Origin of the sequence: Neobacillus driksii (genome assembly GCF_013409995.1) — a bacterium.
Classification (GTDB): domain Bacteria; phylum Bacillota; class Bacilli; order Bacillales; family Cytobacillaceae; genus Neobacillus; species Neobacillus driksii.
On sequence record NZ_JACCBX010000008.1, the window covers coordinates 152,806 to 164,826 of the forward strand.

Here is a 12,021-nt window from a genome sequence, read left to right on the forward strand (position 1 = left end):
CCTTTACCGTTAATTTTCAGGAATTATTTCATTGACACAAGCTAATGCGTTAAGTGTCCTCGGAAAGCCTATATATGGAAGGCAGTGGGTGATGGCGGAAATCAATGTTTCTTTTTCGTTCCCCACATTTTTGTTACCCAGAACATGTGACTTTACTTGGCTTTCACAACCGCCAAGAGCACTGATAATACAAAGTGTCAACAACTCTCTTGTTTTCAAATCAAGTGCGCCACGTGTGTAAAAGTCTCCGAAACAAAAAGCAGAAAGATATTCCTGGATATGCTTTTGATTTGCTGGGGCAGCCTCACGCATTTTTGAAATAACATCACCAAAAATCTCGACTTGAGTTGCAAGTCCTTTCTCAAAACGACTATCTTCATCTACCGTCTTTTGGCTTTCTAGTGGTAAAACGATATTCTTTGCTTTGAAAACTTCATTAAGTTCATTGATGGCGTTTAAAGTTTTAGGAAATCCAATGTATGGAGCACACTGGTAAACCGCCTCTTTGATTTCTACCGGTGTGAGCCCGACATTCAGCGCAGCACCTACATGTGCCTTAAGCTGTGGTAACGTCTGATTCGTAGCAAGCACAACCAGAGTAATAAGCTCGCGTTGTTGGTCATCAAGATTACCTTGATAAAAAACTTCCCCAAAAATGAAGTTGCTAAGAATGTCCTGAAAATCAGGATCGGTAGCGTATGAGGCTGGTACGCTCTCGCCAAATAGCTGTTTGTATTTTTCCTTGCTCTTTTCAACACGGTCCATTAATAAGCCTCCTATTTGAAGTAAATCTGCTTTTAGTATTCCAAAAGTTAGCTAAACATGTTGCTTTAAAAATTAATATTGATTGATTAATCAACAACTGTTTATAATTATAAAAAAGTCCTTCATACTTTCAATGGTTAAATTAACGCAATTCGTTGATTACTGAACAAATCAATTAAAATTGTTGATTATTTTTAGAAAGAGTGATGAATTTCAATGGCAAAAGTAGATAGAAGAATTGCTAAAAGCCAAGTTGCGATAAAAAATGCTGTAACGGAACTAATGTCTGAAAAAAGTTTTGACGACATTACCATTCAGGATATTGCTGACAGAGCAGATGTTAATCGAGGAACCATTTATCTTCATTACACGGATAAATATGACCTCCTGGATAAGATGATTGAAGAACATATCGAGAATCTAAGAGAACTATGCCAATCGGCATCTGAGATGACATTTCAAGAAGGTAATTATGTCTGGTACGAGTACTTTGAGCGAAATTATTTATTTTTTTCAACGATGTTAGCGAGTAAAGGTGCACCGTATTTTCGTAGCCGTTTTCTTGACTTAGTCATCCAGGAGTTTAAAGCTGAGGTGGATATAACGGTGGAAAAAAACAACGGATTAAATGAAGTAGTCATTCTTCAATTTTTTGGCTCAGCCGTCGTTGGGTCGGTGGAATGGTGGTTCAAGAATGGAATGCCTTTGTCAGCACGTGTCATGGCAGAACAAACCGGAGCATTGTTAGATAGGAACCTAGAATAAAGTAAAAAGCCCATCTTCCACTCTGGACAATGGGCTATAATCTTCTTCCCTTCAATGTTACCAATCAATTTGTTTTCCGTCTCTGAAGAATCCCCCATTGGGTCCTTCAGGTCCAATCGTCGCTAACCACAGGATAGACTGTGCTGCTTGCTTTGGTGTTCTTGGAGCAGATGGCCCACCCATATCTGAGCTTACCCATCCCGGATCAACTGCATTTATTTTGATATCACCACTGATTTCAGCTGCTACCAATCGTGTTAATCCATTTAGGGCAAATTTAGATAACTTATATGCTCCTACTCCTGGATATGACATGTCGCTCATCGCCCCATATTCAGAGGAAACATTAATAATTCTTCCATAGCCTCTTTTTTCCATAAGGGGTATAAAGGAACGAATCACATGATAAGCACCGAAGAAATTGGTTGCCATCGTTCCCTCAAGAATAGAAGGTTCCATATTTAATAATTTTCCATTTTTATCTAAATACACCCCAGCATTATTAATCAATACGTCTAATCTTCCAACCCACTCATTCACTGCAATGGCAGCTTGACTGATACTTTCTTGATTTTCTACATCGATTTCCACAAAAGAAACATCAGATTTGATTCCTTCAGTTTTTGCGCAGCTACTTGACCCGTCTCTGGATTTCGACTTGCCATTATGACCTTAAAACCTTGCAACGCCAATTGCCTGACCAGCTCATATCCAATTCCTCGATTCCCGCCGGTGACAAGTGCAACTTGTTTATCCTGTGACATTTTTAAATCCGCCTTAAATGGAAAGTTGTTTTGTCGGACTACCCATATAGTTTCTAAGAAAAATAGTTACCAAACTTAGTATCAATGATAGGAATCCCACCAAAACGACGTATGGTGTACCCAGCTCTGATATGAAAAATCCGCCTATAGCAGCCCCAAATGTTGTTCCTAAATTAGCAGATGTTAAAAATAAACCATTTGCGAAATCTGGGGCTTCGGGAGCTGAGGACGTAATCCAATATTGATTAATATTACCTCCTATTCCAGCTAAAATTCCCCAAAATAAGGTAATGATTATCATGGGGACGGTAAATTGTCCAAAAAAGAATAATATGACGTAAACAACTCCCAATGCAAAAGGAAAAGTCACTACAGATTTGATTGCATTTTTAGTAAGTAACTTCCCCGCAACAATGCTACCAATAATATTGGCTCCGCCGTAAACGAATAATAGTAAACTAATAGAATTCGAAGACAGATTCGTAACGGTTTTCAGATAATCAGCAAGATAACTATAAACACCAAATACGGCAGAATTTAATAAAATGACGGTTACGATGGAAAGCCATGTCATTGATTTTTTTAATACCGATAATTGAGTTCCGTAGGCAAGTCTTGCCTCAACCGGCATAGATGGTACAAATAGTAATGTAGCAATGAATGCTACAGCATTAACAGCAGCAAAAAAGACCATCGCCATTTGTAAAGAAATTGCGCTAGCAATTAAGCTTGCCACTGGTACACCAACTACCATACCGGCAGAAACTCCAATAAATACTTTGGAAACAGCTTTCGGAGCTTCTTCTTTACTTACTGACGCGGCAGCTACTGAAAAAGCCAACGAACAATAAATGGGATGAAAAAAGGCTGGTATGATACGAGCTAATAACAGAATGGTAAAGTTAGACGTAAATATGGATACGATGTTCCCCAAAACAAAAACACCTAGTACCAGTAACATAACCTTCTTCCGATTGATCCCTGAAAATAATAAAGGCATCGTTGGGCCAGACACTGCAACAACCAGGGCAAAGAAACTCACCAGCCATCCTGCTTTTGAAACACTGACATCAAAATGATCAGCAATATCTGGTAATATCCCAATAACCCCCATTTCAGTATTTAAGATGCCGAAAACTCCTATCGTTAATATAAAAATCAATAAATTATTTCGTTTTATCAAAAAAACCACTCCAATTTTCAGCATTTAATCGACTTTTGTTTCGTTTTTTTCGTGTTTAACCAAAAATCAACCTTTGTTATTTATTCTAGTAGATTCCTTGTATATAGCAATTACTTATATCTTATATCAAGATATGCTTGATTAGCATATCTGAAATATATATACTAAAGCATTATAAAGGAGGAGTAATAGATGGAATTAAGAGTTTTGCGCTATTTTCTTACGGTCGCAAGAGAAGGGAGCATGACGGCGGCTGCTAATTTTTTGCATGTTACACAACCAACCTTGTCAAGACAATTAAAAGATCTTGAAGAAGACTTAGGAAAAAAGCTATTTATTCGCAGCAGTCACAGTATCATCCTTACTGAAGAAGGAATGTTGCTGCGAAAGAGAGCAGAAGAAATCGTTGATATGGTCGATAAATTAGAGTCAGAATTTAGTTCCATGGAGGAAACAATTAGTGGGGATGTTTACATCGGTGGTGGTGAAACCGATGCCATGCGACAGATTGCACGGGTAGTTAAAGATTTACAGTTACGTTATCCAAATATACGGTATCACCTCTACAGCGGTAACGAAGACGATGTCACTGAACGGCTTGACAAGGGATTGCTTGACTTTGGTATTTTAATTCAACCAGCTGATTTATCAAAGTACAAATACATTAATATCCCTGCCAAGGATGTTTGGGGCGTTGTTATGAGGAAAGACAGTCCTCTTGCTCTCAAAGATTCCATTCAAGCAAGGGATTTATTAAATGTTCCACTCATCTGTTCACGCCAAGCTATGAAACAGACATTTTCTAAAAATGAATTTGCGGATTGGTTTGGTGAAGATTTTGATAAATTAAACGTCGTTACGACATACAATCTTGCCTATAATGCGGCAATTATGGTGGATGAGGGCATTGGTTATGCCATAACCCTTGATAAAATAGTAAATACGTCTAGTGATAGTAACCTTTGTTTTAGACCACTAGAGCCAAAACTTGAATCTGGTTTAAATATTGTTTGGAAGAAGAACCAGGTTTTTTCCGCTGCTACTGATATGTTGTTAAAAGATATTCAGGCGAAATTTTCAAATCTTTGAACCGACCGCATTATTCTTCTATCGTAGTATCCGTTTTAATATGTTTGTGGGTTATTAGCTTATCTTGTAACTAATTAACTTTTTTAGAAGAGAAAGAATTAAACGATCTTTTTAGAAGCATTCTATATTTGTATAGCAAACTGACTATTAAAACAATAATCGAGGTGGATGAAAAATGCCCAATGAAAACACAGACTCACCCAATAACATTAAATATAGTATATGGAATACACGGACGAACGAACCTATCCCTGAAATCAAAGATAAAATCATTGAATCCATAGACAAACCTATCCTTAAATCAAAAAACACAGACAACGCGATTAATTAATTAAATGCACCCGATCGTAATATAAGGTTAGCCAGATTTTTCTGGTTGACCTTTTTTATTATAGTAAAAATGTTGACAAACTATTTGCTGGTTTGGTTTAAGTACAATTTTTGACAAACTCAATCCAAAAAGACTGTGGTAGTTTTTATTTCATTTCACTAATTTTTACATCAAAGATGCTTAATAGCGATACTATTATTATTATTGATAAAAGCCAAGCTACCTGAGGTCTTTTTTGGTGTATGGGTAAGATAACGAAAATAATAACTGTAAATAGAACAGACCACCACATATTCCATCCATTATGGTATGTAATAAACCCAAACTTACTGTTTATATACTCAACAGATAAGTATATTCCTACCCATAACAAAAACCATAATAAACGTTTATTCCATTCCTTTGGGAACCTCCCTAAATATATTAATACGGTTGCAGAATAAGAAACGACCATAGCTAAAATTGTAATAATTGTATGGTTAGGTAGGATTAAATCGTGAAACAACCACATTGATTTTTTATAAAGGAGAAAGTTATATAGAAAATCTCCAATGATTAAGAAGAGTATTGTCGGATAATAAAGTTTCCAATTCCTCCAATCTCCCCATTTAAACGTTGCTAACAAGTATAAAATATTAATTAAAATATACATAAAATCAATCCTTAAAAAATAAGTATTCCTATTCTCTCCAATTAATAGGAATTTACTAAAAACCCTTATCCACTGACCACTTTCGAAAGAAAGCTGGATAAAGAACGGCCAATTTGATAGTTAAGGTTTTTCTAAAGAAAAAAGAAATAAGCAGCCGATAAGCTGCATATTGTGGTTTCGTAAAAAATGTTTTTGAGGGCATTTACAATATCCGGCTTCTTTTCTAAAATATTGAAGTTATTACATGCAGAAAAAAGTGTAGAGGGTCTACCATTATACTGATTAACCTGTTCACTATATATACATTTACTTTCGTAATACAAAAGCAGGTTTGTTACAGTTCCCTTCGTTTGTGCAATTTATACGGATATTCCTAGACCATTAATTTTCTTTCTCCTATCTCCTTAAGACCGGCACGGATGAGTAGAAAAACAACAATCCATGAAGCTATCGTTAAAAAAGTATGTCCATAGGGGAACATTCCTTGTATAGGAGTGTCCCATAAAGCATGGATCACAACCACCAAGATAAAGACGCGTAAAAATTTGAAACGGAATATCATACTAAGATTAAATCGATTGTCCCCTTGTACTCTGCAGAATGCTGCACCAGTCAGAGCAGCCCAGGCAACATGCCCACCAGGAGCAAAGATGCCTCGGATAATAATCGTATTGTAGAGATTTGCGCCATCCCCTGAAAGCAATGACCTTAGAGCATACCCAGCGGTTTCAAACGCTGCAAAACCTGCTCCAACAGCAGCACCAATGAGAAGGCCGTTTAGTATATATTTATATTTTCTATATCGAACAAACGCAATGACCATTATTGCTTTAGCAAGCTCCTCAACAATACCAATCGTAATCGGATTAATATTATTTTTAAGAATATCAAAAAAAACAATGGCGGCTAACATGGAAAGAATCCCGCCGGTCAATACGTAATAGATAACTCGGTAAAAAGCAATATTTTGCGGAGCATTCATCTCCCAGAAGAACATTAACGTTGAAAACGGAACAGCAAATGCACCAACAATAATAACTCCAGGTATAAAATTCCAATTTCCAAAATAGCTAACACCTGTGTAAAATCCAGCAAATATAAGTAGCGCAATGATGAACACCCTCGCAAAAAGCCAAGGTTTTGGCCAAGTCTCTTTTACTTCCGAAATCTTCGGTGTCGTAAGCGCTGTTCCTACTATAAATAGCCGTTCAGCTTCCAATTCACTATGCTTACGGAAAACACGCGAAAATATATTGTCAAATTTAGGCTCAATTGACCGTTCGAAATTTGGAAGCATATCAACATAATGGGCAAACTCATAAAAAAAGCTGTTTTCATCCTCTGAACTGTTATTTTTAAAAAACTTTTCGCCGCAGCTTAAGCAGAACTTCACTCCATCAGGATTAGAATACACACATTGCGGGCATTTCAAAAAAACTTACCCCCTCTTGGTTTCATAAGTTTTTACGACGGTTTCATTAATACAGGAAAAATATCCTCAAAAAGAGTATGCTCAAAAAGAGGTAAAATATTTAGACGATAAAAAGAGTCACCTAAACATAAGAGAACCAAGATTGTGTTATTTAACAATCTTGGTTCTCTTATGTTGATTTATAGTTCTTTTCTCAACTAACCTAATCATTTTTAGAAGGCATTCCTCAGCCGCCTTCTATGCTGATTACTTTCCGTGCTCTGTCACAATAGGTATCTTAATCGTTTTATTATAAAAATCAATCTTCGGAGTTAAGTCATATGACTTTTTTTTAAATTCAATTACCCCTGCACTGGTAATGCTAAAGCGAGCTATATAATCATCCTTATGATCCATAATTACAAATTCTTCTTTGTTTTTAAATAAAGCAAAATTAAATTGCATGATGATTTTCCAATTGTGAACTAAATCGTATCTATCCAAAGGGATGATTTGTTCGTCCTCTATTTTTTCCTCATTCGACTTTTGTTTATGTTTACTTTTATTCCTCACCTATGACTTCTTCTCCTCTCTCTTCTACTCATTTAGATAATTTATGATTGGTTTTGTATCAGAGTGTGGATGTTTGTACAAAAAGTAAAAAAAGAGTCTATAAATATACTCCGCAAGTTATTTACATGTAGTGCCAACGTTTCTTTTCAAACAAATCGCTAATTTTTCTTAACTCTATGGTAAATGTCCAATCGATTCTTGTCTTTAGAAATATATATAAAAAGAATATTTATTCGGATCATCTTAAAGGTGGTGAAAATATGGGCTTTGGATTCGGTTGTGGCGGCGGTTATGGCTATGGTGGTGGCTATAACGGCAGTAGCTTTGTACTAATCGTTGTATTGTTCATTCTACTGATTATCGTACTTTCCAGTTGGTGTTAATGTTCAAACTAGCTTTTTTAAGAAAATCTGGAGGTGATATACATGAGTGAAGGAAGAGGATATGGAATGAGATTTGCTTTAATTGTTGTATTGTTTATTCTCCTTATCATTGTCGGAGCTTCTTTTGTGGGTTACTAATTTGTACGTAAAAAAATGACAGGTTATGTTCATCTGTCCTTTGTCATACAGATTTCTGAAAGGAAAGGAGGGTGAATGCAGTGTCATTTTTTGGATTTGACCGAAGAGATCGGATTTTTCGTAACGACTTTAGAAGAAGACTGTTTTTCCCCTTTGTATTTGTATTTGATATCGAGAGAAGAAGACGTTTTGAATTCGACAGAGAAAGAAGAAGAAGACGTAGGTTCTATTAATAAATAGGAGCTATATTTCCAGATGGTCGGGTAAGAACGAGCTGCCAACATAAAAACTCCTATATTTAGGGATAGACCTTAACGTATTCTACGTAGGGTTTATCCCTTTTTATTTTTACTAAAATCCACAATTCAATTCTCCTTAAAATCATCATTTTTTAAATATTCCTATTTAATCTTTCTTAAGAATGCTAAAAAAGATGTCCCAAAAGCTAGGCTTTTTAGGACACCTTATAAATACCATTAAAGCATATGATTGACGGAAATCACATTGTGCTAATATCGATTACAAATCGATATTTCACATCTGAAGCTAAAACGCGTTTATATGCTTCGCCAATTTGATCGGCCGAGATCACTTCAATATTAGGAACAATGTTGTGTTCTGCACAGAAGTTCAACATCTCCTGAGTCTCACGGATTCCGCCAATCATCGAACCTGCAAAGGAACGGCGATGACCGATGAGAGAAAACACATTTAATGACAATGGCTCTGCAGGCGCACCGACATTTACTAGTGTTCCATCCAGTGCTAACAGAGAGAGGTACGCACTAATATCAATTTTTGCACTTACAGTGTTAATGATTAAATCAAATGTACCGGCAAGTTTCTCGAATGTTTCAGGGTTGCTTGTCGCATAGTAGTGGTCTGCGCCGAATTGCAGGCCATCTTCTTTTTTGCTCAACGTTTGTGACAGAACGGTAACCTCCGCACCCATGGCGTGTGCAATCTTAACAGCCATATGACCAAGACCGCCCAACCCAACAACTGCGACTTTCTTATCTGGTCCTGCTTCCCAATGGTTTAATGGAGAATAGGTGGTAATCCCTGCACAAAGTAATGGTGCTGCAGCGTCAAGCTCAATGCTATCAGGAATTCTGACTACAAAGTCCTCAGTAACGACTATGTGGGTTGAATATCCACCTTGAGTTGGCTCGCCATATTTGTCAACACCAGCGTAGGTGGGAACATTTCCGTTAAGACAATATTGTTCCTCTCCTTTACGGCAGTTCTCACATTCGCCACAGGAGTCAACCATACATCCAACCCCTACCCGGTCACCAACCTTGTATTTTGTGACCTCTGCTCCTACTTCCGTTACAATACCCGCAATCTCATGACCAGGCACGAGTGGATAGTTCACGGGACCCCACTCGCCATGAGCAGTATGGATATCAGAATGGCATATGCCTGCAAATTTAATTTCAATTAGAACATCATGTAAATCAAGATCACGACGTTTAATTTCAGCAGCTCGAAAAGATTTGTCTGGACCGTCCACAGCCCGTGCTTTAGCAGTTATCATGAATAAAACCTCCAAGTAATCTATATTTTTTCAAGAGGATGCTCTTGTTCAGGGTTCAATTACCCTTTAATTCATTGCTGTCCTACTTTTTCTCTTGCAAAACAATATTAATCCTTAGAGTTAACTCTAGGTCAATACCTTATTTTAAAAAACTACTAATTTTCTTGAATGTAATCTACCATTTGACATTTTGTCTACAAGATGATAAATTCCCTTCATCCGTAGAGTTAACTCGAAGTCTATATTATTAAGAATTGGAGATAAAAAATGAAGACATACACGATCAGTGAAGTTGCAAAGGAATTGAATCTTACCGTATATACCTTGCGTTACTACGATAAGGAAGGACTTATGCCTTTTGTAGAACGGACACCAAACGGAACACGGCGGTTTAAGGAATCCGATATTGACGCTTTAAGAATAATTGAATGTCTGAAATCCACAGCGATGCCCATTAAGGAAATCAAAAATTTCATTGATTGGTGTTCTGACGGGGATTCCACGTTGCAACAAAGATACGACATGTTTATGGACCGAAAAGCTATTGTAGAAGCACAGATAGAAGAACTCAAAAAACAGATGGAAGTTATCGAGCATAAATGCAACTATTACAAGACTGCATTAGAGGCTGGAACGGAAGATATCCATAAAAACGATAAAATGGTAATTTCCACTACTTAAAATGAATATAAAACCACTGTGTTTCGGAGGAACTGGAACGACTGTTTCAGATCCCATAGGTCATCGCATCCCACCGCCGGCAAAATATTTATACAAATAAAATAACGTTTCTTTTTCTAACGCTAGGATAAAATCAACCCGAAAAAGTCGAATTCCTTTAAGGATTCGACTTTTTTTAAATGGCTTTCTTCCCGTTATAAAAATTGATTATTATCTATTCTGGTGGAGTTATTGCTTCCCTTGACCTGTTTTAACGTCGCAACGATAAGAAAACTAACAATTACTAATAAAAGCCATGAACTCACCTTTCCAAGATAAACGAGACTCCATGCTTCCGTTTGGTTTGGATATTCCCAAGCGCCAAAGAACGTTGCGATATTTTCGGCTATCCAGATAAAAAATCCGATCAGTACAAAAGAAAGTGCGAGTGGCATACGGTAACGAATTCCACCCACCTCGTATGTGACCCATGATCGCCAAAAGACAATCATGACAAGAGCTGACAACCACCAACGAATGTCAATCCAATAATGGTGAGTGAAAAAATTCAAATAAATCGCAGCTGCAAGAGGTACAACCAACAAAAACGGCGGCCATTTAACCAGTTCTACCTTCATCCTCCTCCACGCCTGACAAAGATAACTCGCAACACTTGCATACATGAACCCGCTATACAAAGGTACTCCGAAGATTTTGAAATATCCTTCCTCCGGATACGACCAGGAGCCCATATGTGTCTTGAAAAGTTCAAGCGCAAGTCCAATCAGGTGGAACAAGGTGATAACCTTCAGTTCATCACGAGTTTCAAGACCAGAACGAACCATCCACCACTGCATGAGAAGGCAGATGATGAGCAGCCAATCATATCGTGGCAGGAAAGGAAGCGGAATAATTTGCGTTATAGCCAATGAGGCAAATATAACGACAGGAAACACACAAGATAGGGCCTGCTCCCAACCAAAACGAACCAGTTGTTTAAATGCTCCCATGAACTTTGCCTCCAAAGTTTTTAAAAAACCTTATGGTGTTTCCTCATCACTTCGGTATTCTAATATATCTCCGGGTTGACAATCTAAAGCCTTACAAATCGCCTCTAGCGTTGCAAATCGAACCGCCTTAGCCTTTCCATTTTTTAATATAGAAAGGTTCGCCATTGTGATTCCAACTCTTTCCGAAAGTTCTGTTACACTCATTTTCCTTTTAGCCAGCATCACATCAATATTGATTATAATCGCCATAGTTATCACCTCAGACCGTTAAGTCATTTTCAGATTTTATATCAATCGCTTCTTTTAAAAGTCTTTGAAGAACAGCAGCAAAGACGGCGATTACCATTGAAGCAAAAACAGGAACCATTCCAATTATGACGAGACCTGGTGCATCATCTAGCTCTGCTACAAGAAAAACAAATGGCAATATTACCACATACAAACCACTGATTATCAGTGCATAGATTTTGATATTCTTCAGAGCTTTTACAGACAATTCAGAGAAAGCTTGGTTCTTGTCAATATAGCTTAAAAGTTTAAAAGCCTGAACCAATGCTCCGAAAAACGGTATTGCCGATACATACATACCGATTACAATGGGGTATAGTATATGGGCATAATCTGGATTTGCCGGATTTTTCGGTAACCACGTTAACCCAAATATACCTAAAGCGAGAACTGGAGTTCCAATAAGAAAAACAGCCATTCTTAAAAATAATGTTGACCCTCGTTTCATAAAAAGCACCTCACTAATTTA

General features: G+C 37.2%; 16 protein-coding genes and 1 pseudogene. 7 read left to right on the forward strand and 10 right to left on the reverse strand.

The annotated features are described in order from the left end of the window. Nucleotides 1-9 precede the first annotated feature (9 nt). Entirely contained in the window at nucleotides 10-765 is a 756-nt protein-coding gene (locus F4694_RS18765; RefSeq protein ID WP_179600751.1) for a carboxymuconolactone decarboxylase family protein, read from the reverse strand. Between the two features lie 216 nt (nucleotides 766-981). Between F4694_RS18765 and F4694_RS18770 the strand changes: the two genes are divergently transcribed. Further along, nucleotides 982-1,530 carry a TetR/AcrR family transcriptional regulator gene (locus tag F4694_RS18770; RefSeq protein WP_179600753.1) on the forward strand — a complete coding sequence of 183 codons (549 nt, stop codon included), beginning with the start codon at nucleotides 982-984 and terminating at the stop codon, nucleotides 1,528-1,530. 57 nt (nucleotides 1,531-1,587) lie between these two features. On the opposite strand, the pseudogene F4694_RS18775 reads toward F4694_RS18770, so the two are convergent. Both F4694_RS18775 and F4694_RS18780 read right to left on the reverse strand, forming a co-directional pair. Beyond that, nucleotides 1,588-2,294, reverse strand: a pseudogene (locus F4694_RS18775) (SDR family NAD(P)-dependent oxidoreductase). A gap of 13 nt (nucleotides 2,295-2,307) precedes the next feature. Next, a complete protein-coding gene (locus tag F4694_RS18780) occupies nucleotides 2,308-3,477 on the reverse strand; it encodes an MFS transporter (RefSeq protein WP_179600755.1) in 1,170 nt (389 codons plus the stop codon). A 192-nt stretch (nucleotides 3,478-3,669) separates the two neighbouring features. Between F4694_RS18780 and F4694_RS18785 the strand changes: the two genes are divergently transcribed. Both F4694_RS18785 and F4694_RS18790 read left to right on the forward strand, forming a co-directional pair. After that, nucleotides 3,670-4,566 (forward strand): LysR family transcriptional regulator, encoded by an 897-nt coding sequence (locus F4694_RS18785; RefSeq protein WP_179600757.1) that lies wholly within the window; start codon nucleotides 3,670-3,672, stop codon nucleotides 4,564-4,566. A 175-nt stretch (nucleotides 4,567-4,741) separates the two neighbouring features. After that, on the forward strand, nucleotides 4,742-4,897 hold the full coding sequence (locus F4694_RS18790) for a hypothetical protein (RefSeq protein ID WP_179600758.1): 156 nt from the start codon (nucleotides 4,742-4,744) through the stop codon (nucleotides 4,895-4,897). A gap of 145 nt (nucleotides 4,898-5,042) precedes the next feature. Here the strand turns inward: F4694_RS18790 and F4694_RS32715 are convergent, their stop codons facing one another. The 3 genes from F4694_RS32715 to F4694_RS18800 form a co-directional block, all read right to left on the reverse strand. Beyond that, entirely contained in the window at nucleotides 5,043-5,549 is a 507-nt protein-coding gene (locus F4694_RS32715; protein WP_306458492.1) for a CBO0543 family protein, read from the reverse strand. A gap of 373 nt (nucleotides 5,550-5,922) precedes the next feature. After that, on the reverse strand, nucleotides 5,923-6,981 hold the full coding sequence (locus F4694_RS18795; RefSeq protein WP_179600760.1) for a PrsW family intramembrane metalloprotease: 1,059 nt from the start codon (nucleotides 6,979-6,981) through the stop codon (nucleotides 5,923-5,925). A gap of 246 nt (nucleotides 6,982-7,227) precedes the next feature. Then, complete coding sequence (locus tag F4694_RS18800) at nucleotides 7,228-7,533, reverse strand: hypothetical protein (RefSeq protein WP_179600762.1); 306 nt, start codon at nucleotides 7,531-7,533, stop codon at nucleotides 7,228-7,230. Between the two features lie 260 nt (nucleotides 7,534-7,793). On the opposite strand from F4694_RS18800, the gene F4694_RS18805 reads away from it, so the two are divergent. The 3 genes from F4694_RS18805 to F4694_RS18815 all read left to right on the forward strand — a co-directional run bounded on the left by F4694_RS18805 (nucleotide 7,794) and on the right by F4694_RS18815 (nucleotide 8,294). Beyond that, nucleotides 7,794-7,916 (forward strand): YjcZ family sporulation protein, encoded by a 123-nt coding sequence (locus tag F4694_RS18805; protein ID WP_179600764.1) that lies wholly within the window; start codon nucleotides 7,794-7,796, stop codon nucleotides 7,914-7,916. Nucleotides 7,917-7,958: 42 nt separating this feature from the next. After that, nucleotides 7,959-8,054, forward strand: a complete 96-nt coding sequence (locus F4694_RS18810) for a YjcZ family sporulation protein (RefSeq protein WP_257029303.1) — start codon at nucleotides 7,959-7,961, stop codon at nucleotides 8,052-8,054. A gap of 75 nt (nucleotides 8,055-8,129) precedes the next feature. After that, nucleotides 8,130-8,294 carry a hypothetical protein gene (locus F4694_RS18815; protein ID WP_179600765.1) on the forward strand — a complete coding sequence of 55 codons (165 nt, stop codon included), beginning with the start codon at nucleotides 8,130-8,132 and terminating at the stop codon, nucleotides 8,292-8,294. A 259-nt stretch (nucleotides 8,295-8,553) separates the two neighbouring features. Here F4694_RS18815 and F4694_RS18820 read toward each other — a convergent pair whose 3' ends face one another. Further along, nucleotides 8,554-9,594, reverse strand: a complete 1,041-nt coding sequence (locus tag F4694_RS18820) for an NAD(P)-dependent alcohol dehydrogenase (protein WP_179600767.1) — start codon at nucleotides 9,592-9,594, stop codon at nucleotides 8,554-8,556. Nucleotides 9,595-9,861: 267 nt separating this feature from the next. Here F4694_RS18820 and F4694_RS18825 point away from each other — a divergent pair, with 267 nt between their 5' ends. After that, entirely contained in the window at nucleotides 9,862-10,275 is a 414-nt protein-coding gene (locus tag F4694_RS18825; protein WP_179600768.1) for a MerR family transcriptional regulator, read from the forward strand. 194 nt (nucleotides 10,276-10,469) lie between these two features. Here F4694_RS18825 and F4694_RS18830 read toward each other — a convergent pair whose 3' ends face one another. The 3 genes from F4694_RS18830 to F4694_RS18840 are packed head-to-tail and all read right to left on the reverse strand — an operon-like array spanning nucleotide 10,470 to nucleotide 12,000. After that, nucleotides 10,470-11,264 carry a DUF817 domain-containing protein gene (locus tag F4694_RS18830; protein ID WP_179601084.1) on the reverse strand — a complete coding sequence of 265 codons (795 nt, stop codon included), beginning with the start codon at nucleotides 11,262-11,264 and terminating at the stop codon, nucleotides 10,470-10,472. 30 nt (nucleotides 11,265-11,294) lie between these two features. Further along, nucleotides 11,295-11,513: a helix-turn-helix domain-containing protein gene (locus F4694_RS18835; protein ID WP_179600770.1), complete on the reverse strand. Its 219-nt coding sequence runs from the start codon at nucleotides 11,511-11,513 to the stop codon at nucleotides 11,295-11,297. Between the two features lie 10 nt (nucleotides 11,514-11,523). Continuing rightward, the gene (locus F4694_RS18840) at nucleotides 11,524-12,000 is read right to left on the reverse strand and encodes a DUF2975 domain-containing protein (RefSeq protein ID WP_179600771.1); all 477 of its coding nucleotides are present in this window, start codon (nucleotides 11,998-12,000) and stop codon (nucleotides 11,524-11,526) included. Nucleotides 12,001-12,021: the final 21 nt, after the last annotated feature.